Origin of the sequence: Pseudomonas sp. zfem004, from assembly GCF_032621715.1 — a bacterium.
In the GTDB taxonomy this organism is placed as follows: domain Bacteria; phylum Pseudomonadota; class Gammaproteobacteria; order Pseudomonadales; family Pseudomonadaceae; genus Aquipseudomonas; species Aquipseudomonas sichuanensis.
In genome coordinates this window covers 121,213-142,406 of record NZ_JAVYJF010000013.1, presented here as the reverse complement: position 1 = coordinate 142,406, position 21,194 = coordinate 121,213, and the positions used below count along the sequence as shown (strand labels likewise).

At 66.5% G+C, this 21,194-nt stretch carries 18 protein-coding genes; 10 read left to right on the top strand and 8 right to left on the bottom strand.

The genetic code is table 11. The features are described 5' to 3' along the window. Nucleotides 1–36: 36 nt before the first annotated feature. The 3 genes from RTH46_RS15815 (at nucleotide 37) to RTH46_RS15805 (ending at nucleotide 2,380) form a co-directional block, all read left to right on the top strand. Nucleotides 37–1,341 (top strand): MFS transporter, encoded by a 1,305-nt coding sequence (locus RTH46_RS15815; RefSeq protein ID WP_232885488.1) that lies wholly within the window; start codon nucleotides 37–39, stop codon nucleotides 1,339–1,341. Nucleotides 1,342–1,452: 111 nt separating this feature from the next. Continuing rightward, on the top strand, nucleotides 1,453–1,776 hold the full coding sequence (locus RTH46_RS15810; protein ID WP_153787831.1) for a hypothetical protein: 324 nt from the start codon (nucleotides 1,453–1,455) through the stop codon (nucleotides 1,774–1,776). A 49-nt stretch (nucleotides 1,777–1,825) separates the two neighbouring features. Then, on the top strand, nucleotides 1,826–2,380 hold the full coding sequence (locus tag RTH46_RS15805; RefSeq protein WP_153787830.1) for a YbhB/YbcL family Raf kinase inhibitor-like protein: 555 nt from the start codon (nucleotides 1,826–1,828) through the stop codon (nucleotides 2,378–2,380). A 92-nt stretch (nucleotides 2,381–2,472) separates the two neighbouring features. On the opposite strand, the gene RTH46_RS15800 is transcribed toward RTH46_RS15805, so the two are convergent. Continuing rightward, nucleotides 2,473–3,405, bottom strand: coding sequence for a LysR family transcriptional regulator (locus tag RTH46_RS15800; RefSeq protein ID WP_153787829.1), 933 nt, complete (start codon nucleotides 3,403–3,405; stop codon nucleotides 2,473–2,475). A gap of 113 nt (nucleotides 3,406–3,518) precedes the next feature. Between RTH46_RS15800 and RTH46_RS15795 the strand changes: the two genes are divergently transcribed. Next, on the top strand, nucleotides 3,519–3,779 hold the full coding sequence (locus tag RTH46_RS15795; protein WP_316906070.1) for a DUF2790 domain-containing protein: 261 nt from the start codon (nucleotides 3,519–3,521) through the stop codon (nucleotides 3,777–3,779). 117 nt (nucleotides 3,780–3,896) lie between these two features. After that, nucleotides 3,897–5,195, top strand: coding sequence for an MFS transporter (locus tag RTH46_RS15790; RefSeq protein ID WP_316906069.1), 1,299 nt, complete (start codon nucleotides 3,897–3,899; stop codon nucleotides 5,193–5,195). On the opposite strand, the gene RTH46_RS15785 is transcribed toward RTH46_RS15790, so the two are convergent. After that, nucleotides 5,192–5,893, bottom strand: coding sequence for a tRNA (adenine(22)-N(1))-methyltransferase (locus tag RTH46_RS15785; protein WP_316906068.1), 702 nt, complete (start codon nucleotides 5,891–5,893; stop codon nucleotides 5,192–5,194). The genes RTH46_RS15790 and RTH46_RS15785 overlap by 4 nt on opposite strands. A gap of 170 nt (nucleotides 5,894–6,063) precedes the next feature. Between RTH46_RS15785 and RTH46_RS15780 the strand changes: the two genes are divergently transcribed. The 3 genes from RTH46_RS15780 to RTH46_RS15770 all read left to right on the top strand — a co-directional run bounded on the left by RTH46_RS15780 (nucleotide 6,064) and on the right by RTH46_RS15770 (nucleotide 9,370). Further along, nucleotides 6,064–6,444 (top strand): RidA family protein, encoded by a 381-nt coding sequence (locus RTH46_RS15780; protein ID WP_153787825.1) that lies wholly within the window; start codon nucleotides 6,064–6,066, stop codon nucleotides 6,442–6,444. A gap of 209 nt (nucleotides 6,445–6,653) precedes the next feature. Beyond that, on the top strand, nucleotides 6,654–8,654 hold the full coding sequence (locus RTH46_RS15775; RefSeq protein WP_316906067.1) for a U32 family peptidase: 2,001 nt from the start codon (nucleotides 6,654–6,656) through the stop codon (nucleotides 8,652–8,654). A 158-nt stretch (nucleotides 8,655–8,812) separates the two neighbouring features. After that, the gene (locus RTH46_RS15770) at nucleotides 8,813–9,370 is read left to right on the top strand and encodes a TetR/AcrR family transcriptional regulator (RefSeq protein ID WP_153787823.1); all 558 of its coding nucleotides are present in this window, start codon (nucleotides 8,813–8,815) and stop codon (nucleotides 9,368–9,370) included. A gap of 194 nt (nucleotides 9,371–9,564) precedes the next feature. On the opposite strand, the gene RTH46_RS15765 is transcribed toward RTH46_RS15770, so the two are convergent. Genes RTH46_RS15765 through RTH46_RS15755 form a run of 3 tightly spaced genes read right to left on the bottom strand, consistent with a single transcriptional unit; the run spans nucleotide 9,565 to nucleotide 15,254 of the window. Further along, complete coding sequence (locus RTH46_RS15765; RefSeq protein WP_316906066.1) at nucleotides 9,565–10,968, bottom strand: efflux transporter outer membrane subunit; 1,404 nt, start codon at nucleotides 10,966–10,968, stop codon at nucleotides 9,565–9,567. After that, the gene (locus RTH46_RS15760) at nucleotides 10,968–14,099 is read right to left on the bottom strand and encodes an efflux RND transporter permease subunit (protein ID WP_316906065.1); all 3,132 of its coding nucleotides are present in this window, start codon (nucleotides 14,097–14,099) and stop codon (nucleotides 10,968–10,970) included. The genes RTH46_RS15765 and RTH46_RS15760 overlap by 1 nt, the downstream gene beginning before the upstream one ends. A gap of 15 nt (nucleotides 14,100–14,114) precedes the next feature. After that, nucleotides 14,115–15,254 (bottom strand): MexC family multidrug efflux RND transporter periplasmic adaptor subunit, encoded by a 1,140-nt coding sequence (locus RTH46_RS15755; protein ID WP_316906064.1) that lies wholly within the window; start codon nucleotides 15,252–15,254, stop codon nucleotides 14,115–14,117. A gap of 181 nt (nucleotides 15,255–15,435) precedes the next feature. Here RTH46_RS15755 and RTH46_RS15750 point away from each other — a divergent pair, with 181 nt between their 5' ends. After that, on the top strand, nucleotides 15,436–16,968 hold the full coding sequence (locus tag RTH46_RS15750) for an FAD-dependent oxidoreductase (protein WP_316906063.1): 1,533 nt from the start codon (nucleotides 15,436–15,438) through the stop codon (nucleotides 16,966–16,968). Between the two features lies 1 nt (nucleotide 16,969). Here the strand turns inward: RTH46_RS15750 and RTH46_RS15745 are convergent, their stop codons facing one another. Continuing rightward, entirely contained in the window at nucleotides 16,970–17,413 is a 444-nt protein-coding gene (locus RTH46_RS15745) for an anti-virulence regulator CigR family protein (RefSeq protein ID WP_316906062.1), read from the bottom strand. A 146-nt stretch (nucleotides 17,414–17,559) separates the two neighbouring features. On the opposite strand from RTH46_RS15745, the gene RTH46_RS15740 reads away from it, so the two are divergent. Beyond that, the gene (locus RTH46_RS15740; protein WP_153787817.1) at nucleotides 17,560–18,570 is read left to right on the top strand and encodes an aldo/keto reductase; all 1,011 of its coding nucleotides are present in this window, start codon (nucleotides 17,560–17,562) and stop codon (nucleotides 18,568–18,570) included. A gap of 21 nt (nucleotides 18,571–18,591) precedes the next feature. Here the strand turns inward: RTH46_RS15740 and RTH46_RS15735 are convergent, their stop codons facing one another. Together RTH46_RS15735 and RTH46_RS15730 are read right to left on the bottom strand one after the other, a co-directional pair. Then, nucleotides 18,592–19,728: a glycerate kinase gene (locus RTH46_RS15735; RefSeq protein ID WP_316906061.1), complete on the bottom strand. Its 1,137-nt coding sequence runs from the start codon at nucleotides 19,726–19,728 to the stop codon at nucleotides 18,592–18,594. A 154-nt stretch (nucleotides 19,729–19,882) separates the two neighbouring features. Further along, the gene (locus RTH46_RS15730) at nucleotides 19,883–21,133 is read right to left on the bottom strand and encodes an OprD family porin (RefSeq protein ID WP_316906060.1); all 1,251 of its coding nucleotides are present in this window, start codon (nucleotides 21,131–21,133) and stop codon (nucleotides 19,883–19,885) included. Nucleotides 21,134–21,194: the final 61 nt, after the last annotated feature.

The following is a 21,194-nucleotide window of genomic DNA, read 5'->3' as shown; positions in this document are numbered from 1 at the left end:
AGGCGCAGCTTGGCTTCTTCCAACCTTGAGGTACGTATGTCTCCGCGTTTGCTGGCGATGGCGCTGGCACCCCTGCTCGGCCTGTTCATCATTGCCCTGGGCAATGGCTTCATGTCTTCTCTGACCACTCTGCGCCTGGACGCGGCCGGCGAATCGGCGACCACCATTGGCGTGGTGTCCTCGGCCTACTTCATCGGCCTGACCCTCGGCGCAATCGTCAATGACCGGTTGATCCTGCGCATCGGCCACATCCGCGCCTACAGCAGCTTCGCCGCGCTGATCGGCGCGACCATCCTGCTGCAGGGCCTGTTCTACGACACCACCTGGTGGTCGATCCTGCGCCTGCTCAACGGCTGGGCTGCGGTGGGGGTATTCCTGGTGATCGAAAGCTGGCTGCTGCTGGCCGGCGATGCCAAGATCCGCGGCCGCCTGCTGGCGCTGTACATGATCGCCTTCTACGGCGCCGGGGTGATCGCCCAGGCAGCCCTGGGCGAGATCACCAGCTGGGGCGACACCGCGCCGTTCATGCTGGCCGGCATGCTCGCCACCCTGTCGGTGCTGCCGATCGTGATCCTGCCGCGGGTGTCGCCGTTGCTCGACCAGGTCGAGCCGCTCAAGCCACGCCAGCTGCTGGGCGTGGCGCCTACCGGGTTGGTCGGTTGCTTCGGCTCCGGCGTGGCGATTGCCGGGATCTATGCCCTGCTGCCGTTGTACCTGCAGCGGGTCGGGCTGGACGTGGGCGAGGTCGGCGAAATGATGGCCTGGGTGATTCTCGGCGCCATGTTGCTGCAATACCCGGTGGGGCGCTGGTCCGACCGCAAGGACCGCCAGGATGTGCTGATCGCCCTGGCGGCAATGTGCACCGTGCTGTCGCTGCTGATCGTGGTGCTGCCGGTGGACACCGTGCTGTTGCCCGCCCTGCTGTTCCTGCTCGGTGGCGGGGTGTTCGCCCTGTACCCGGTGGCGGTCAGCAGCGCCGCCGACCGCGCGCCGGCCGATGCCCTGGTGCCGATGATCCAGGGCCTGCTGCTGATCAACTCGCTGGGCTCGGCCATGGCGCCGCTGACCATTTCGCCGATGATGACCTCGTACGGTGAAGTCGGGTTGTTCTGGGCATTCGCCGTGATCAACCTGGCAATGGTCGGCTTCTTCCTCTGGCGCCGCGGCAAGCGTCCGAAACCCGAGCACCCGGCGCCGTTCACCGCGGCCACCACGTTCTCGCCGACCGGTGCCGAACTGCGGGTGACCGAGGACCTGATGCATGCCGCTCAGGAGCACCCGACGCTGGACGCGCTCAACAGCGCTGCTGCGCCTCATCAGGCACGCAGCGAAAGCCACTGATGCAACCGGGGCCGCCTGCGGCCCCTTGGTTTGCCGCCCGTCGCCCGGCGGGCACCCCGGCCGCGCTCTGGCGGCCAAATCCATGACAGTTCATCCGACAGGAGACTCACCATGGATCGCTCACGCCCGCTCGCCCTGCTCCTCGCCGTTTCGCTGAGCATCGCATCGACCTGCAGCTACGCAGCGTCCGACCCTTATGGCAGCCAGCCGCAGACCAACGAAAGCAGCAAAGGTGATCAGCCCAGAGGCGCCACGGCCGGCGACGGCAGCAGTACCAACAACCCCGGTGGCAGCAAGGACAACGACAGCAGCGACACCGGCACCAACGCCGATGCGGCCGACGGTGCAGCCGGTGGCTCCAACAGTACCGGCGAGGCTACAGGCAGCGGTGCCGGGCACACCGGTGGCACTGCCGAAGACCAGGACAGCCGTTAACGGGCCTTGGCTACACTGCTGAACGACGCCCCTGCCCTGGAGACCCGGCATGAACCTCAGGTACTGGTTGCTGCTTGCCTTGCTGCCCACGGGGGCATTCGCCGCCTCGGTCAACCATAGCCCTGCGCTGGACATCAGTTCAGCGTCGTTCACCGACGGTGGCGTGATCGCCCTGCAGCAAGTGGGCGCGGACACTGCCTGTGGCAGTGGCGAGGAAAAGTCGCCGCAGGTGAGCTGGACCAACCTGCCGCAGGGCACCCGCTCGCTGGTACTGGTGATGTTCGACCCCGATGGTCGCAAGGGTCTGGGGGTGGTGCACTGGCTGGCCTACAACATCGACCCGGCGTCCGGTGGCCTGGAGGAAGGCGCTGGCGGCCAGAGCAGTCCGGTGGCGGCGCTGGGCCTCAACTCCCGTGGGGCCATGGCCTATCGCGGGCCTTGCCCACCGGCGGGCGACAATCCGCATCACTATGTGCTGACCCTGATCGCCACTGACCTTGCCCCTGGCAGCCTGCCCGGGGAGATGGACCATCGAGGGTTGCTGAAGGCGCTGCAGGGGCATGCGCTGGGGGCGCAGAGCCTGGTGGGGCGTTACGGGCATTGAGCTGATGCAATCATCGCGGGGCAAGTCGCAGCGGCGAACCGCCGCTCCCACGGATTGCGTGGGAGCGGGCTTGCCCCGCGATGGCCCTCCACCTACCGCCAATACTCTGTCTGGTCGACAATCTGTTGGTGTTCCTGGAACAGCAACGGCAACTGCTCCTTGAGGTAATCGATCCAGGTCCGCACCTTGGCATCGAGGTAATGCCGCGACGGGTAGATCGCATAGATCTCCCGCTGGCGCAGCCGGTACGGCGCCAGCAACCGGCACAGCCGCCCTTCCTGCATCGCCTGGCTGGCCGAGTAGTACGGCAGCAACCCCACCCCCATGCCCAGCTCGGTAGCCTTGACCATTGCGTCGGCGACATTGGTGAGGAAGGTGTCCTGGGGCACGATCACGCAATTATCCGGTGCCTTGCCGAAGGTCCAGTCCTCTTCGAACAGCGGATCGACGGTGCGCAGGCAGGTGTGCGCGTGCAAGTCCTGCGGCAGTTTGGGAACGCCATGCCGGGCCAGGTAATCCGGCGAGGCGCAGAGAATGCTGTGGATGCTGCCCAACGGAATGGCGATCAGCTGCGAATCGGGCAAGCCCTGGCCAATGGCGATCACCACATCGTGCCCTTCGGCCATCGGGTCGGGGTTGCGCTGCGACAGGGTCACCTCCATCACCACTTCCGGGCACGAGGCGTTGTAGCGCGCCACCAACGGCATCATCAGCAGGCCCAGGCCATGGGTGCAGTGCAAGCGCAACCGACCGCGGGGCGTGAGGTGGGCGCCACGGGCCTCGTCCATGGCCTCTTCGGTGAGCAGCATGATCTGCCGCGAGCGCTCGAGAAAACGCTCGCCCGCCTCGCTCATGCGCAGGCGCCGGGTGGTGCGGTGCAGCAGGCGGGTCTGCAGCTGGTTTTCAAGCTCCGCGACGATCCGCGACACCTGCGCCGCCGAGATGTCCAGGGCGTTGGCGGCGGCAGCGAAACTGCCGCACTCCACTACCCGGGCAAAGGTGCGCATCGCATGCAGCATGTCCATGAGGTGGGCTCTCATTCATACATGAAAGGCAGGAATCTATCACGGGTTAGCCCATTTATTGTGAAACACCAATGAATGGATCATGGACACATCCCGAAAACGAGGAGCCTGTCATGAAACGTTCGATCGCTTTTCTCGCCCTGTCCGCCACCCTCGCCTCGTTCAGCGCATTCGCCGACAGCGCCACCCAGCAGCCCGTGAGCAGCAGCTACGAATACGGCATGCCGCTGGACGTGGCCAAGGTCATCTCGATCACCCCGGCCAGCAATGCCGCCGATTGCCAGGTAGGCACCGCGCACATGGTCTACGTCGACCACCAGGGCCAGACCCACCAGGTCGACTACCGCGAAATGGGCAACTGCTCGCAGCTGTAACGCCTGGGCAAACGGCCGGGAAAAATACCAGCCGTCTTGCCCAAAGTGCATTTGCCCACCTGCCGCGCCGCCCCATGATCGTCCGGAACAACTACAAGAACGTTCCGGAAGCCGATCATGATCGAAACCGCTGCTGCCCTGCCCGCCCATTCGCCGGCCGCCACCCATGCACGCGTCACCTGGCGGCTGATGCCGCTGCTGCTGGTGTGCTACCTGTTCGCCCACCTCGACCGCATCAACATCGGCTTCGCGAAGATGCAGATGAGCGCCGACCTGGGCTTTTCCGACACGGTGTACGGCCTGGGCGCCGGCCTGTTCTTCGTGGCCTACGCGCTGTTCGGCGTGCCCAGCAACCTGGCCCTGGACCGGGTCGGGCCACGCCGCTGGATCGCCACGCTGATGGTGGTCTGGGGCCTTTTGTCCACCGGCATGCTGTGGGTGCAGGACGCCGCCGGCTTCTACACATTGCGCTTTTTGCTGGGCGTCGCCGAAGCGGGCTTCTTCCCCGGCATCCTGGTAGTGCTCAACCGCTGGTACCCGGCCAGGCGCCGGGCCCAGGTGACCGCGCTGTTCGCCATCGCCGTGCCCTTGGCCGGGGTGGTCGGTGGGCCGTTGTCCGGCGGCATCCTGCAGGCCTTGCATGACCACGGCGGCCTGCGCGGCTGGCAGTGGATGTTCCTGATCGAAGGTTTGCCCGTGGTGCTGCTGGGGCTGGTGGTGCTCAAGTGGCTGCCGGATAGCTTCGAACAGGTCAGCTGGCTCAGCGCCGAACAGAAACGCGCCCTGCGCGCGGAACTGGACGGTGAAGAACAGCGCAAACCGGTCAGTTCGCTGGCGGGCCTGCTGGGCAACGCCCAGGTGTGGCTGCTGGTGGCGGTGTACTTTGCGGTGATGCTGGCGGTGAACACCCTGGCGTTCTGGATGCCCAGCCTGATCCATGGCACCGGGATCGGCAGCGATGGCCAGGTCGGCCTGCTCAGCGCCGTACCCTACCTGGCGGGCTGCCTGTTCATGCTCGCTTGCGGGCGCTCGTCGGACCGCCACCGGGAGCGCCGCTGGCACCTGTGTGTTCCGCTGCTGATGGCTGCCGCCGGTATCGCCGTGGCCGGCCTGGCACCGGGCAACACACTGCTGGTGATGAGCGGCCTGGTCGTGGCCGGGATGGGCGCCAGTGCCGCGCTGCCGATGTTCTGGCAACTGCCCCCGGCATTCCTCGCGGGCAACACCCAGGCGGCGGGGATCGCCATGATCAGCTCGTTCGGCAGCATCGCCTCGTTCCTCGCGCCCTACCTGATCGGCTGGATGCGTGACACCGCCAACAGCCCTGGCCTTGCGCTGCAGGTGCTGGCGGTGGCGATCGTACTTGGGGGCCTACTGGTGCTTAAAGTGCCGGCCAGCGTGGCCAACCCGCGCTAGGCCGCGGCGAGCATCTCGCTGATCCAGCGGGCCTGACGGACGATGTCCTGCAGCTTGTCCTCGGGCACCGGCTGGCGGGCACGCTCGAAATTGTCCAAGGTCTGCTGCTTCTGGCGCAGCATGCGCTGCCACTTGAACAGGAACGCCGGGCTGCGCTGTTGCATCAACAACGGGCCGAAATACAGCTGCTCGGCACTGTAGGCAACGTCCTCGCAGCGCTCGGCAACGATGATTTCGTAGTCGAAGCGGTTCTCCCGCAACACCTCTTCGCAACGAATGCGGTAGTCGTTGTCCATCAACCACTGGCGCAGCGGCTGCTCGCCGCCGTTGGGCTGCAGCACCAGGCGTTCCTTGCCGCTCAAGCGTTGTTTGCCGGCCTCGAGGATGTCGCGGATGGTCTCGCCGCCCATGCCGCAGATACTCACGGCAGTGATCCCGTCTTCCGGCTCGATGGCTGCCAGGCCACTTGCCAGGCGCACGGTGGCCTGTGCCTCCAGGCCGTTTTCGCGCACGGTGCGTTGCGCGGCCCGGAATGGCGTCAGCGCCACTTCGCCAGCCACCGCCGCGGCAATCGCGCCACGGCGCAACAGCGCCACCGGCAGGTAGCCATGGTCCGAGCCGATGTCAGCCAGCCGTGCCCCGGCCGGGATATGCGCCGCCACCCGCTCAAGGCGCGTGGACAAAGTGTGTTGGTTCAACGGTTGCCTCTTCGATCACCCAGGGCCCGGCGCCTGCGGCCGGGTCGGGGCGCGATTCTGCCGTGGGCGGCCGCGCTTATCAAATCCGCGCGACCACGGCCACGGCTCGACCCGCCCTTGGCGCTCGCGTAGGCTTGCGGGCTTTCCTCCCGTGCAAGGCAGAACATTTCATGGCAAACGACGGCATCATCTTCACCCCGGACCCGGACGCCGACTCCATCTCGTCCGACGTGGCCGAGTACAACGGCGTGCTGGTCAGCACCCAGATCCCTACCCGCGCCGACGGCAGCCTCGAGCTGGGCGACATCACCAGCCAAAGCGAATGCACCCTGCAGGCGCTGAAAGTGGCCCTGGAGCGCGCCGGCAGCTCGATGGACCGGGTGCTGCACCTGACCATCTACCTCACCGACATGGCCGACCGTCCGGCGTTCAACGAGGTGTACCAGCGTTTCTTCAGCAAGCCGTGGCCGGTGCGTGCGGCGGTTGGCGTGGCTTCGCTGGCGGTAGAAGGCATGAAGGTGGAAGTGACGGCGATGGCGGCCAAGGGCTGATCCCCTCTCATCTGTATCGCCGGCAAACCCCACCCAATGGGATTGCCCCACTCGCTGGGCTTGTACGTCCCCCTGTAGGAGCGGCCTTGTGCCGCTCCTACAATAAAACAGTTCCCCACTGAGCCCCCATCCAGCAGCCCGGGGATGCCACCACCCCATTTCACCGCTACAATGCCCGCCTTACCGTGACAGCCCGAACCTATAACGACATGTCCCTTCCAAAGCACCACCTGGAACTGCTCAGCCCTGCCCGTGACGTGAGCATCGCCCGCGAGGCGATCCTGCACGGCGCTGACGCCATCTATATAGGCGGCCCGAGCTTCGGCGCGCGCCACAACGCCTGCAACGAGGTCAGCGAAATCGCCGAGCTGGTGGAGTTCGCCCGGCGCTACCACGCGCGGGTGTTCACCACCATCAACACCATCCTCCACGACAACGAGCTGGAGCCAGCGCGCAAGCTGATCCACCAGCTGTATGACGCCGGGGTCGATGCGCTGATCGTGCAGGACCTGGGGGTGATGGAGCTGGATATCCCGCCGATCGAGCTGCACGCCAGCACCCAGACCGACATCCGCACCCTGGCCCGGGCCAAGTTCCTCGACCAGGCCGGTTTCTCGCAGCTGGTGCTGGCCCGCGAGCTGAACCTGCAGGAAATCCGCGCCATCGCCGCCGAAACCGACGCGGCCATCGAGTTCTTCATCCACGGTGCGCTGTGCGTGGCCTTCTCCGGCCAGTGCAACATTTCCCACGCCCAGACCGGGCGCAGCGCCAACCGTGGCGACTGCTCCCAGGCCTGCCGCCTGCCGTACACCCTCAAGGACGACCAGGGCCGTGTGGTCGCCTTCGAGAAGCACCTGCTGTCGATGAAGGACAACAACCAGACCGCCAACCTGGCCGACCTGGTCGATGCCGGTGTGCGCTCGTTCAAGATCGAGGGCCGCTACAAGGACGTGGGCTATGTGAAGAACATCACCGCCCACTACCGCAAAGAGCTCGACGCCATCCTCGAAGGCCGCCCGCAGCTGGCCCGCGCCTCCAGCGGACGCACCGAGCACTTCTTCGTGCCCGACCCGGACAAGACCTTCCACCGTGGCAGCACCGACTACTTCGTCAGCGACCGCAAGATCGACATCGGCGCCTTCGACTCGCCGACCTTCACCGGCCTGCCGGTGGGCGTGGTGGAAAAAGTCGGCAAGCGCGACCTGCAGGTGGTGACCGACGTTCCCCTGAGCAACGGCGACGGCCTCAATGTGCTGGTCAAGCGTGAGGTGGTGGGTTTCCGCGCCAACATCGCCGAACTCAAGAGCGAGTCCGAAGACGACGGCCAGAAGCGCTACCGCTACCGCGTCGAGCCCAACGAAATGCCCGAGGGCCTGTACAAGCTGCGCCCCAACCACCCGCTGTCGCGCAACCTCGACCACAACTGGCAGCAAGCCCTGCAGCGCACCTCGGCCGAACGCCGGGTGGGTGTCGAGTGGCACGCGGTACTGCGCGAGCAGCGCCTGATGCTGACTCTCAGCAGCGAGGAAGGCGTGAGCGTGCAGGTGGCCCTGGATGGCCCGTTCGGCGCCGCCAACAAGCCGCAACTGGCGCTTGACCAGTTGCACGACCTGCTCGGCCAGCTGGGTACCACCATGTACCACGCCAACGCCATCGAGCTGGACGCGCCGCAGGCGTACTTCATCCCCAACTCGCAGCTCAAGGCCCTGCGCCGCGAAGCCATCGAGGCGCTGACCGAGGCGCGGGTCAAGGCCCACCCCCGTGGCGCGCGCAAGGCCGAGACCACGCCGGCGCCGGTGTACCCCGAGTCGCACCTGTCGTTCTTGGCCAACGTCTACAACCAGAAGGCCCGTGACTTCTACCACCGCCATGGCGTGCAACTGATCGACGCTGCCTACGAGGCCCATGAAGAGCACGGCGAAGTGCCGGTGATGATCACCAAGCACTGCCTGCGCTTCTCCTTCAACCTGTGCCCCAAGCAGGCCAAGGGCGTCACCGGCGTGCGTACCAAGGTCGCACCGATGCAACTGATCCAGGGCGATGAAGTACTCACCCTCAAGTTCGACTGCAAGCCGTGCGAGATGCATGTGATCGGCAAGATGAAGCAGCACATCATCGACCTGCCGACCCCGGGTAGCGCCGTGGCCCAGGTGGTCGGGCACATCAGCCCGGAAGACCTGCTCAAGACCATCCCGCGCGCGCCGCATTGATCGGTATCCGCTTGGCACCTTCACAGGCAAGCCCGCTCCGGGCTTGCCTGTGAATTACGCCAGAAAGAACCACTAAAGTCTCACTAGAGACTTTTTAGCTTGATCACCTGCCTGTTTTCTGCACAATGCCAAGCATGCGATCCACGCGAGGCAATCCGATGCAACCCACCCCTCACGACGAACGCCTGCTCAAGGCCTTGGCCAACGCCATGGTGGTCCACCCGCGGGCGACCCTGAAAGAGCTGGCCGAAACCGCAGGCGTCAGCAAGGCCACCCTGCACCGCTTCTGCGGCACCCGCGACAACCTGGTCGATATGCTGGAGAACCATGGCGAGCAGGTGCTCAACCAGGTCATCCGCGACGCCGACCTCACCCAGGTCGAGCCGCTACCCGGGCTGCGCCACCTGATCGCCGAGCACCTCAAGCACCGCGAGATGCTGGCCTTCCTGATGTTCCAGTACCGCCCCGATACCCTGCTGGGCGATAGCGAGGATCGTCGCTGGCATGCCTATACCCAGGCCATGGATGCGTTCTTCCTGCGCGCCCAGCAATTGGGAGCGCTGCGCATCGACATCAGCGCGGCGGTGTTCACCGAGATGTTCCTGAGCATGATCTTCAGCATGGTCGATGCCGAGCGCCGCGGTCGGGCGGCCAGCGCCACCTCGGCGCAGACCCTGGAGCAGTTGTTCATCCACGGGGCGCGGGCGAGCGCCTGAAGCCCGCAACATCGCCGCTGTAGGAGCGGCTTCAGCCGCGAACACCGGCAAAGCCGGTGCCATCCACCGCGTCGCCAGCTTCGCGGCTAAAGCCGCTCCCACAGGCCACTCTGTCTCCTGCTGAAAGAAAAAAGCCCTTGGGCACAGGTCCCAAGGGCAAGGCGGTTGGATACCCCAACCAAAGGAGTCGTTGTCTAGCCCTTTGCCGGCCAGCCGCCCCCCAGGGCGCGGAACAGGTCGACCAGCGCCAATTGGCGTTGGGTACTGGCCTGGATAAAGGCCGCCTCGTTGACGAAGTTGTTGCGCTGCGCGTCCAGGTAACGCAGATGGTTATCCACCCCACCCTCATAACGCGCCTTGGCCAGGGCCTCGGTCGCCCGGCTGGTATCGACCAGCGCTCGCCGCGCGGCTTCCTCGCGGCGTAGCGTGTCGGTGGCGGCCAAGGCATCGGCCACCTCACGGAATGCGGTCTGGATCGTGCCCTCGTAGGCCGCCACCGCCGAATCCTTGCGCGCCTCGGCCAGGCTCAGCCCGGCGCGGTTGCGCCCGGCATCGAACAAGGGCAGCGACAGCTGCGGCATGAAGCTCCAGCTGCGCGAACCGCCGTCGAACAACCCGGACATCTGCGCACTGGAGGTGCCGAAGCTGCCGGTCAGGCTGATGCGCGGGAAGAACGCCGCCCGCGCCGCACCGATATCGGCGTTGCGTGAACGCAAGCGGTGCTCGGCGGCGAGGATGTCCGGGCGGCGCTCGATCAGCGCCGACGGCAGGCCTGGGGTAATGTCCTGCAGCACCATCGGCTGGTCCGGGCGCTCACCCGGGATCAGCTTGGCCGCCTGCGCGTCGCCCAACAGCAGCACCAGGGCGTTATAGGCCTGGCGTTGCTGGCGCAGCGTGGCTTCCAGGTCCGCCCTGGACTGCTCGACCAGCCCCAGCGCCTCCTGATGGTCCAGCGCGGTGGCGGTGCCGGCGGCGCGGCGCTGGCCGACCAGGGCCAGGGAATCCTCGCGGCTGGCGAGGGTCTGGCGGGTCAGCGCCAGGCTGCGCTCGGCGCCATCCAGGGTCAGGTAGGCCTGGCTGACTTCGGCGATCAAAGCGATGTGCGCGGCACGGCCGACCTCCTCGCTGGCCAGGTACTGCTCGAGCGCCGCATCGCTCAGGCTCTTGACCCGGCCGAACAGGTCCAGCTCGTACTCCGGCAGTGCCAGCCCCACCTGATAGGTGCTGCTGACGCCCTCACGGCCATTGCTCGACAACTGCGCCGGCAGATGCTGGCGATTGCCCGATGCAGCGGCATTCAGGCCGGGCACCCGGTCGGCGCGCTGGATACGGTATTGCGCGCGGGCCTGGTCGATGTCGAGCAGGGTCTGACGCAACGAACGGTTGTTGCCCAACGCGGCGCCCACCAGCTGACGCAGCACCGGGTCGACGATGAATGCCTGCCAGTCAAGCTGATCCACCATCGGGCCTTGATGCCCGCCAGCGTCGCCCCACTGCGCCGGCACCGGCGCCTCGGGGCGCTCATAGGTCGGCGCCAGGGAACAGCCCGCCAGGGTCAAGGCCAGGACCAACGGAAGTACACGATTAGCCATGAACATCACTTGGCCACCTCGACCGCCTGTGGCACAGGCGCAGGCTTGCGTTTGAGCAACGACAGCACCCAGACGAAACAGATCGGTACGAACACCACCCCCAGCAGCGTGGCGCTGAGCATGCCGCCGATCACCCCGGTGCCGATGGCACGCTGGCTCGCCGCACCGGCGCCGCTGGCGATGGCCAGCGGTACCACGCCGAGGATGAAGGCCATGGAGGTCATCACGATCGGGCGGAAACGCAGGCGCGCGGCCTCGATGGCGGCGTCACGCAGGCTATAGCCCTTCTCCCACAGCTCCTTGGCGAACTCGACGATCAGGATGGCGTTCTTCGCCGCCAGGCCGATGATGGTGATCAGGCCGACCTTGAAGTACACGTCGTTGGGCATGCCGGTGACCATCACCGCCAACACCGCGCCCAGGGCGCCGATCGGCACGATCAGCATCACCGTCAACGGGATCGCCCAGCTCTCATACAGCGCCACCAACAGCAGGAACACCACCAGGATGGCCAGGGCGAACAGGCTGCCGGCCTGGCCGCTGGAGACCTTCTCCTGGTACGAAAGCCCCGTCCAGGCATAGCCGATGCCGGGCGGCAGCTCACTGACCAAGCGCTCCATCTCGGCCATGGCCTGGCCGGTGCTGTGGCCCGGCGCCGCGTCACCGGCGATGCGGATCGACGGGTAGCCGTTGTAGCGCAACAGTTGCACCGGGCCTTCTTCCCAACGTGTGGTAACGAAGGCACTGAACGGTACCTGCTCACCGTTGGCGTTGGGTGCGTACAGGCGCAGCACGCTTTCCGGGGTCATGCGCTCGCCTTGTTCGGCCTGCACCACCACGCGCTGCTGACGCCCGGCATTGGTGAAGTCGTTGATCACCGCCGAACCAAAGGCCGTGGCCAGGGTGCTGTTGATGGCCTCGAAGCTCACGCCCAGGGCGCGTGCCTGCTCACGGTCGATCTGCACCCGCAACTGTGGCGACTCCGCCAGGCCTTCCATCATCGCGTACAAAATCACCGGGTTGCCGTTGGCACCGGCCAGCAACTGGTCGCGGGCGGCCAGCAGCGCTTCGCGGCCCAGGCCGCCACGGTCCATCAGGCGCAGGGCGAAGCCACCGGCATTGCCCAGGCCGTCGATCGGCGGTGGGTTCACAGCGGTGATGGTGCCGTCGCCATGGGCGGCGAAGCGCGCGTTGATGGCGTCGATCTCGGCCGCAGAGGACTGCTCCGCGCCGCGCAACGACCAGTCCTTGAAGGTCGGGAAGGCCAGCGCGGCATTGTCGCCCATGCCGGAAAAGCTGAAACCGCTGACCACGAACGCCGAGGCCACTGCCTCGCGGGACATCAGGAACTGCTCCAGGGCCTGGCCGGTGGCATCCGTACGTACCCGGCTGGCGCCGGGCGGCAGTTGCACGTCGACGATGGCGTAGCCCTGGTCTTCTACCGGCACGAAGGACTCCGGCAGGCGCAGGTAGAAATAACCGAGCATGGCCAGGATGCCGGCGTACACCAGCATGTAGCGCCCGGCACGCTGAACCAGCGCACTGTTCAGCGCCGAGTAGCGATCAGTAAGGCGCGCAAAGCCGCGGTTGAAAGCGCCGAAGAAGCCGCGTTTTTCATGGTGGCCCGCAGGCACCGGCTTGAGCAGCGTGGCGCACAGCGCCGGGGTGAAGGTCAAGGCCAGGAAGCCCGAGAACATGATCGACACCGCCAGCGACAGCGAGAACTGCTGGTAGATCACCCCCACCGAGCCAGACATGAACGCCAGCGGCATGAACACGGCCGACAGCACCAGGGTGATGCCGATGATCGCACCGGACACCTGCCCCATGGCCTTGATGGTCGCCTGCACCGGCGACAGCCCCTCCTCGGCCATCAACCGCTCGACGTTCTCCACCACCACGATGGCGTCGTCCACCAGGATGCCGATGGCCAGCACCATGCCGAACATGGTCATCATGTTCACCGAGAAGCCGAGCAGCTTCATCACCATCAGCGTGCCCAGCAGGCACACCGGCACCACGATCGAGGGGATCAGGGTGTAGCGGATGTTCTGCAGGAACAGGAACATCACCAGGAACACCAGCACCATGGCTTCGAGCAGGGTATGGATGACCTTCTCGATGGCCACGTCGACGAACCGCGAGGTGTCGTAAGGCACCGAGTACTCCACGCCTTCAGGGAAGAACGCGGACAGTTCGGCCAGGCGCGCCTTGACCAGCTCGGCGGTTTTCAGGGCGTTGGCGCCCGGCGCCAGCTGCACCGCGCCGGCCACTGCCGGCTTGCCGTCCAGGCGCGAACCGAAGTTGTAGCTTTCCATGCCGACTTGCAGGCGCGCCACGTCGGCCAGGCGCACCAGCGAGCCGTCCGGGTTGGCGCGCAGCACCACGCGGCCGAACGCCTCGGGGTCGTCCAGGGTGCCTTGCACGGCCAGGGTCGCGGTCAGTTCCTGCTCGCTGGCGCCTGGCGCGCTGCCGAAGCTGCCGGCCGGCACCTGCACGTTCTGGCCACGGATGGCGTTGCCGACATCGTCGATACTCAGGCCGTAGCCCACCAGCTTCTGTGGGTCGACCCACACGCGCATGGCCGCTTCCGAGGAGAAGAACTGCAGCTTGCCCACGCCCGGCACCCGGCGCAGCTCGTTGTTGATGTTGCGTGCGGCGTAGTCGCCCAAGGCCGTGGTGTCGGCCTTTTCGAAGCCTTGCTTGTAGTTGAGCGCATAGATCAGCAGAAAGCCCGCGCTGCTCTGCTCCACCTGCAGCCCTTGGGTCAGCACCGCCTGGGGCATGCGTGCCTCGGCCTTCTTCAGGCGGTTCTGCACATCGACCTGGGCCAGCTCGGGGTTGGTCCCGGGCTCGAAGGTCACCACCACCTCGGCCACCCCGTTGGAGTTGTTGGTGGACTCGAAGTACAACAGGTTCTTGGCACCGTTGAGGGACTCTTCGATGACGCTGGTCACCGACTCCACCAGCACCTTGGCCGATGCGCCCGGATAGGTGGCGGTGACCGTGATCTGCGGCGGGGCGACGTTGGGGTACTGGGCCACCGGCAGCAGCGGGATCACCAGCAGCCCGGCCAGGGAGATGAACAGCGCCACGACCCAGGCGAAGTTCGGCCGATTGATGAAGAACTTGGACATTTCGCTACCCTCGCCTTAACGCGCTGCGGTTTGCTGTGCCTGGGCCGGGCTGACCGGCATGCCAGGGGCCAGCCCGGCCGGGCTGCCGACGATCACCTGGTCGCCTTCGCGCAACCCTTCGGTGATCTGCCAACGGGCGCCCTGCATCACCCCGGTGCGCACGGCTCGGGCCTCGGCCAGGTTGCCGGTGCCCACCACCATCACCCGTGCTTCGCCGTCGCTGCCGCGCTGCACGGCGCGTTGCGGCACCAGGATGGCCTGGCGGTCGGTGCCCTGCGGGGTGCGCACGCGCACGTACATGCCGGGCAACAGGGTGCCGTCGGCGTTATCGAAGCGCCCGCGCAGGGTGACCTGGCCGGTGCCGCGGTCGACCTCGACGTCGGTGAACATCAGGGTGCCCTGGCGCTGGTAGTCGGTGCCTTCGACCTGGGCCATGAGCGCCGTGTCGCCACCGGCCAGCGCGCCGTCCTGCAGGGCCTGACGCAGGCGCAGGGCATCGGCGGCGGACTGGGTGAAGTCGACGTAGATCGGGTCGAGCTGCTGGATCCGCGCCATCAACGTGGCGTCGCCCTGCCCCACCAGCGCACCTTCGGTGACCAGGGCGCGGCCGATACGGCCGGAGATCGGTGCCGTGACCGTGGCATAGCCCAGGTTCAGCCGCGCCGTCTGGACATCCGCCTGGGCTGAACGTACCTCGGCCTGGGCGCTGCGCAACGTGGCGTTGGCGCTGTCGAAGTCCTGGCGGCTGACGGCTTCGATCTTCACCAGCGGCTCATAGCGCTTGACCCGCGCCTGAGCTTCCTGCTGCACCGCCTGGGCCCGTGCCAGGTCGCCATTGGAGCGCGCCAGGGCAGCCTGGAACGGCGCCGGGTCGATCTGGAACAGCACATCGCCGGCCTTGACGTCGGCACCCTCCTCGAAACGCTTGTGCAGCACGATACCGGCCACCCGGGCCCGCACTTGCGCCACCCGCATCGGTTCGACCCGGCCCGGCAGGGTCGAAGCCAGGCTCAGCGGCTCGCTGGCCACGGTCACCAGTTGCACCGGGACTGCTGCCGGCGCCTCGGCCTGCGGTTCGCCCGCCGAGTCACACCCGGCCAGCGCCACGGCCACCGCCAGCCAACTGGCCACCCCAATTGCACGCAAGTTGCTCATCACATCACCCGAGCTTTTGATTGAAAACGGCGCGAATGGTACTCAGGCACACTGAATGAGTCAATTTGGTCTCATTTGATATTCATGTGAACAATTGTAACCATCTGCCCGGTCGTCGGCTTGCCGCATGACCCACCCAGGCCAGGCGTCAAATGGTTACCAAGCCCTGCGGAGAACGCCCATGCCCCTGCACCCCGTGGCCACCCTCGCCCAACTCGATCAACAGCGCCCCCTGCGCGTTCAGGCCGGGACCGAAGAGGTCATCCTGGTTCGCCATGGCGATCAGGTGCGCGCCTACCAGGGCAACTGCCCCCATGAAGGCGCGCCGCTGGATGAAGGCGTGGTGTGCGGCGGCCTGCTGGTTTGCCCCTGGCACAAAGCTGCATTTGCCGTGGATGAGGGTGCGGTGTGCGAACCGCCCGCGCTGATCGGCCTGCGCCGCTACCCCGTGCAGATCAAGGGCGACCAGGTCTGGGTCGACGATCAGGCCGTGCCCCAGGCGGCAACGCCCCGCCACAGCGATGCACGGGTGTTCGTGGTGGTCGGTGCCGGGGCTGCCGGTTCAGCGGCCGTGGCCACCCTGCTCGATCATGGCTTCGGCGGGCGCCTGGTGTGGGTCGATCAGGAACAGCCCAACGCCTACGATCGCACCGCCCTGAGCAAATTTGTCATCGCCGGGCAAATGGCGCCGGACGAAGTGCCGACGCTGCTGGAGCCCGACGTGCTGCGCCAAAAACCGTTGCAGCGCCTGCACGGCAAGGTGCGCAGCCTGAACGTGGCCAGCCGCGAGATCGTCCTCGCCGATGGCAAGCGCCTGAAGTACGACGCGGCCCTGCTGGCCACTGGCGGCAAGCCCAAGCGCCCCGAACTGCCCGGTGTGCAATTGCCCGGCATCTGCGTGCTGCGCTCGCGCGAGGATGCCACGCGCCTGCTCGACCTGGCCGAGCCCGGCCAGCCGGTGGTGATCGTCGGCGATGGCTTCATCGGCCTGGAAGCGGCTTCGGCACTGCGCAAGTACGGCCTGCAGGTGCATGTGGTGACCCGCCATGCGGTACCGCTGGCAAAACAGCTGGGCGAGCGCATCGGCCTCAGCCTGCGCGAGCTGCATGAGCGCAAGGGGGTGGTGTTCCATGGCCCCACCGAAGTGGCCGCTTTCGAAGGCAGTGAGCGGGTCGAGGCCGTGATCCTCGCCAACGGCGAGCGCCTGGCCACACCCTTGGTGCTGCTGGGCATCGGCGTCACGCCGGCTACCGGGTGCCTCCAGGGGCTACAACTGGGAGAAGACCGCTCGGTGCAGGTCGACGCCCATCTGCAAGCCGCCGAAGGCCTGTGGGCAGCCGGCGATATCGCCACCTTCCCCCTCGCCGGGCGCCCGGTGCGCATCGAGCACTGGCGCCTGGCCCAGCAACACGGGGTGATCGCTGCCGCCAACATGCTCGGCGAACGGCGCCGCTACGACGATGTGCCGTTCTTCTGGACCTACCAGCATGGGCGCACCCTCGAGGTGCTCGGGCATGGGCGCCAGTGGAACCGCATCGAGTATGTCGGTGAGCCCGAGCACGGCGATTTCATCGCCCTGCAATGCATCGACGACCAGGTCGAGGCGGTGGTCGCCAAGGGTTATGCGCGGGCCATGGCGGTGCTGTCGCAACGGCTGAAACGGCCGTTGTCCAGCCGCGAGGCCCGGGAACTGATCGATGCCTGGCCAGACTGACTCAGTCCAGCGCGCCGTGCAGCACCTCGTAGATCAAGCCAGTGGCAGCAGCCACCAGGATCAGGTCGGCCCCCGCCTGGAGCCAGTCATAGCCATCGTAATGGGGCAGTTGGCCCAGCAGCCTGCCGTCGAGTTTCTTGGCTATCCCTGGAGGTAGCGGCTTGCCGCGGGCGAGGTTTTTCTGGATACCTGGCGGCAACGGCGCCGCCGGTGCCCAGTAGTCACGGTGGCGGTCAAGGGTGATCCGCACCCCGCCGATATCCACCTGGGGCCCGCCGTGGTAGGCATTGCCCGCTTTGTCTGGTTTGCCCTTGCCGGCTTTATCGTGCTGCTGGCCATGGGCGTTGCCTTTGCCCTGGCCATTGCCGGGGTCCGCCAGCAGCAGCGGCGAAGTGCCGAGCATGACAAGACTGGTGACGATGGCGATGATCCGCTGCGACTTCATGGGCCTGCTCCCTGGTGATCGATTGGCACACCGACAAGCATCGACCAACCCGCGCACCAGGGCAAGGCTGGCACCTGCACCTTTCAAAGTGCCGGGGTTGTGTGTAAAACCACCTGACCCACATCGCACGTAAAGGATTCCTGGCAATGATCTACCGCCCCCTCGGCCACAGTGGCCTGCAAGTCTCGGCCCTCACCCTCGGCAGCATGATGTTCGGTGAACAGACCAGCACCGAAGACGCCCTGCGCATCATCGACAAGGCCTGGGACCAGGGCATCAACTTCGTCGACACCGCCGATGTGTACAACGGCGGGCGTTCCGAGGAGATCGTCGGCGAGGCGGTTGCGCGCAACCGCCAGGAGTGGATCGTCGCCTCCAAGGCCGGCTATGGCCCGGTGGACGGTGTGCCCAACCGCAGCGGTCTGTCGCGCAAGCACCTGTTCAACGCCATCGAAGCCACGCTCACGCGCATGGGCACCGACTACCTGGACATCTACTACCTGCACCGCGAAGACCACAGCGTGCCGCTGGAGGAAACCGTGCGCGCCATCGGCGACCTGCTGGCGCAAGGCAAGATCCGCTACTGGGGCGTGTCCAACTTCCGCGGCTGGCGCATCGCCGAGATCTGCAACGTCGCCGACAAACTTGGCGTGGCCAAGCCGGTGGTCAGCCAGCCGCTGTACAACATCGTCAACCGCCAGGCCGAGCCTGAACAGCTGACCGCAGCGGCCTACCATGGCCTGGGCGTGGTGCCGTTCAGCCCGCTGGCCCGTGGCGTGCTCAGCGGCAAGTATGCCCCGGGCTCGGTGCCGGACGCCGGCAGCCGTGCCGGGCGCCAGGACAAGCGAATCATGGAAGTGGAATGGCGCCAGGAGTCGCTGGGCATCGCCCAGAAGATCCACGCCTACACCGAGGCCAAGGGGGTGGGCATCGTCGAGTTCGCGATTGCCTGGGTGCTGAACAACCGCCTGGTCAGCTCGGCCATCGTCGGCCCGCGCACCGAGGCGCAGTGGGACACCTACGCCGGGGCCCTGGAGGTGAAGATCAGCGCCGAAGACGAAGCCTTCATCGATTCGCTGGTAACCCCGGGGCATGCCTCAACGCCGGGGTTCAACGATGTGGCGCACTTCGTCAGCGGGCGCCTGCCGCGCGCCTGAGTGCTGCCGGGGTGGTGCGGCTCAGCGCCGCGCCACCTGCCACAGCCGGGCAACGTCCCTTGCCCGCGCCTTGAGCAGATTGCCTGCGTCGGCACAGGCCTGCTCCAGACTCATCGGCCCGCTGACCAGGGCAAACGCAGCGTCGATGCCGTGGGCATACAGCTGCTCATAGCCCGCGCCCAAGGTGCCAGCCAGCACCACAACAGGCACGCCATGGCGTTTGGCGACCCGTGCGACACCCATGGGGGTCTTGCCACGCAGGGTTTGCGCATCGAAACGCCCCTCGCCGGTGATCACCAGGTCGGCGCCCTGCACCAGCGTATCCAGCTGTGCCAACTCAGCCACCACCTCGACACCCGGGCGAAACTGCGCGCCCATGAAGGCCTTGGCCGCGAAGCCCATGCCGCCGGCCGCGCCGCTGCCCGGCTGGTCACGTACGTCCTTGCCCAGCAACTGCGCGCAATGGTCGGCGAAATGGCCCAGCGCCTGGTCCAGCGCCTGCACCTGCTCGGGGCTGGCGCCCTTCTGCGGGCCGAAGATCGCCGATGCGCCATTGGCGCCGCACAGCGGATTGTCGACATCGGCGGCCACCTCCACCTGCACTTGCGCCAGGCGTGGGTCGAGGCCGCTGGCATCGATGCGGGCCAGTTGCGTCAGGGCCAGGCCGCCTTCGGCCAGCGCTTGGCCTTGAGCATCCAGCAGGCGCAGGCCAAGGGCGCGCAGCATGCCGCTGCCGCCATCGTTGGTGGCGCTGCCGCCGATGGCCAGGACAATGCGCCGGGCACCGGCCGCCAAGGCAGCGGCGACCAGCTCGCCGGTGCCCCAGGTGCTGCTGCGGCAGGCATCGCGCTGGGCGTTGGGGACCAGCTGGATGCCACTGGCCTGGGCCATCTCGATCACGGCAGTGCGGCTTTCGGGCAGCCAGCCCCAGCTGGCTTCGACATTGGTGCCCAGCGGGCCGCGCACCACCTGGCGGCGCTGTTCGCCGTGGCTGGCGGCGACGATGGCCTCCATCGTGCCCTCGCCGCCGTCAGCCATCGGGCACTGCACCAAGGTGGCCTGCGGCCACACGGCGGCCAGGCCGCTGGCGATGGCGCGGGCGACGCCGGCAGCGTCGAGGCTGTCCTTGAACGAATCGGGGGCAATGACGACTTTCATGGGGCGGCTCCTGTGCTTATGCCTTGCATGCTGACAGTTGTGTGATGGGGGGGCCTCTGTCGGATGCACAAAAGCGGGAGTGGGTTGTTTGGGCGGATGCCTTCCCAGGCAATGCTGGGGCCGCACAGCGGCCCCGGCACTCTTGAATCGAACGTCAGAACAATTGCCAGGTGTACATCAGGATCAACCGGTTCTCATCGATATCACTGCGATAATTGGACCGCGCCATGGCATTGCGCACCCGGATCCCCAACCCCTTGAGCACCCCGCTCTGCACCGCATACCCCAAATCGATATCCCGCTCGCGGTCACGCCCCTCGAAGCCCTTGCCGGTATCGACATTGTCACCGGTGATATAGCGCACCGTGGCCGTCAACCCCGGGATCCCCATGGCCGCGAAGTTGTAGTCGTAGCGCAGCTGGTACGAACGCTCGTCGGTATAGGCGAACTCGTAGGTCGGCACTTCGTTACCCAGCGGGCTGATGTTGGCGAACACCCGCGGGAACGGGCTGTCGCCGTAAATGGCCTGGTAACCGGCACCAAAGCTGTGCCCGCCACGCTTGGCGGTGAACATCGAAAAGAATGCCTGGTTGTCGATATCACCCAACAGCGCATCGCCGTCTTCGCGGGCAGTGAAGTAACCCAGGTTGGCACTGAGCACCCAGTCCCCCAACGGTTTGCTGTGCTTCAAGCCCACGAAGCTCTGCCGGTAGATGTCTTCCAATTGCCCGTGCCACAGGCTCAGGCTGCTCAGGTTGGCATTGAACGCGTAGTCGCCGCCGACATAGTTGAACGCATCGCTTTCGGCCTGACGCATCGGCACATGGCCGAGCATGGCGTTGAGCTTGCCGTCGCCGGCTTCGTTGCGCAGGTGGGTCGAGCTGAGGTGGCCGGCCTGAAGGGTCAGCCCATCGAGCTCGCTGGAGCTCAGGCTCACGCCCTGGTAGGTCGGTGGCAGCAGGCGGATATCGCTGAAGGTCAACACCGGCAGGTTGGGCTGCAGTTCGCCCGCGCGCAGCTCGGTCTTCGACAGCCGCGCCTTGAAAGTCGGTGCGATGCGGCTGTATTCACTGGCGGCGCGACCATCGCCGTGCACCGGCAGCAGGCCGGTGTTGACCCGGTCGGGGCTGCTGTCCAGGCGGATGCCGAGCAGGCCCAGTGCGTCGACACCGAAGCCGATGGGGCCCGGCGTGTAGCCGGACTTGAAGTCGAGGATGAAGCCCTGGGCCCACTCCTCGGCCTTGGACTGCTGGTTGGCGCCGACGATGTCCGAATAATCACGGCTGAAGTAATAGTTGCGGGCACTGAGGCTGGCCTTGGCATCCTCGAAGAAGCCGCCGTCGGCAGCCCACAGTGGTTGGCTGAGCAGGCTCAGGCCGATGGCGACGCAAGGGGTTTGGTTCATTCCGAAGCTCTCTGATCTTGTTGTTATGTGATAAAGCGCAGAACCAGAACGTGATGGGTGG

Excerpts from the sequence above, each read along its gene's own strand:
- RTH46_RS15815 (WP_232885488.1), top strand. The coding sequence starts at position 37 with ATGTCTCCGCGTTTGCTGGCGATGGCGCTGGCACCCCTGCTCGGCCTG.
- RTH46_RS15810 (WP_153787831.1), top strand. The coding sequence starts at position 1,453 with ATGGATCGCTCACGCCCGCTCGCCCTGCTCCTCGCCGTTTCGCTGAGC.
- RTH46_RS15805 (WP_153787830.1), top strand. The coding sequence starts at position 1,826 with ATGAACCTCAGGTACTGGTTGCTGCTTGCCTTGCTGCCCACGGGGGCA.
- RTH46_RS15800 (WP_153787829.1), bottom strand. The coding sequence starts at position 3,405 with ATGGACATGCTGCATGCGATGCGCACCTTTGCCCGGGTAGTGGAGTGC.
- RTH46_RS15795 (WP_316906070.1), top strand. The coding sequence starts at position 3,519 with ATGAAACGTTCGATCGCTTTTCTCGCCCTGTCCGCCACCCTCGCCTCG.
- RTH46_RS15790 (WP_316906069.1), top strand. The coding sequence starts at position 3,897 with ATGATCGAAACCGCTGCTGCCCTGCCCGCCCATTCGCCGGCCGCCACC.
- RTH46_RS15780 (WP_153787825.1), top strand. The coding sequence starts at position 6,064 with ATGGCAAACGACGGCATCATCTTCACCCCGGACCCGGACGCCGACTCC.
- RTH46_RS15775 (WP_316906067.1), top strand. The coding sequence starts at position 6,654 with ATGTCCCTTCCAAAGCACCACCTGGAACTGCTCAGCCCTGCCCGTGAC.
- RTH46_RS15770 (WP_153787823.1), top strand. The coding sequence starts at position 8,813 with ATGCAACCCACCCCTCACGACGAACGCCTGCTCAAGGCCTTGGCCAAC.
- RTH46_RS15765 (WP_316906066.1), bottom strand. The coding sequence starts at position 10,968 with ATGTTCATGGCTAATCGTGTACTTCCGTTGGTCCTGGCCTTGACCCTG.
- RTH46_RS15760 (WP_316906065.1), bottom strand. The coding sequence starts at position 14,099 with ATGTCCAAGTTCTTCATCAATCGGCCGAACTTCGCCTGGGTCGTGGCG.
- RTH46_RS15755 (WP_316906064.1), bottom strand. The coding sequence starts at position 15,254 with ATGAGCAACTTGCGTGCAATTGGGGTGGCCAGTTGGCTGGCGGTGGCC.
- RTH46_RS15750 (WP_316906063.1), top strand. The coding sequence starts at position 15,436 with ATGCCCCTGCACCCCGTGGCCACCCTCGCCCAACTCGATCAACAGCGC.
- RTH46_RS15745 (WP_316906062.1), bottom strand. The coding sequence starts at position 17,413 with ATGAAGTCGCAGCGGATCATCGCCATCGTCACCAGTCTTGTCATGCTC.
- RTH46_RS15740 (WP_153787817.1), top strand. The coding sequence starts at position 17,560 with ATGATCTACCGCCCCCTCGGCCACAGTGGCCTGCAAGTCTCGGCCCTC.
- RTH46_RS15735 (WP_316906061.1), bottom strand. The coding sequence starts at position 19,728 with ATGAAAGTCGTCATTGCCCCCGATTCGTTCAAGGACAGCCTCGACGCT.
- RTH46_RS15730 (WP_316906060.1), bottom strand. The coding sequence starts at position 21,133 with ATGAACCAAACCCCTTGCGTCGCCATCGGCCTGAGCCTGCTCAGCCAA.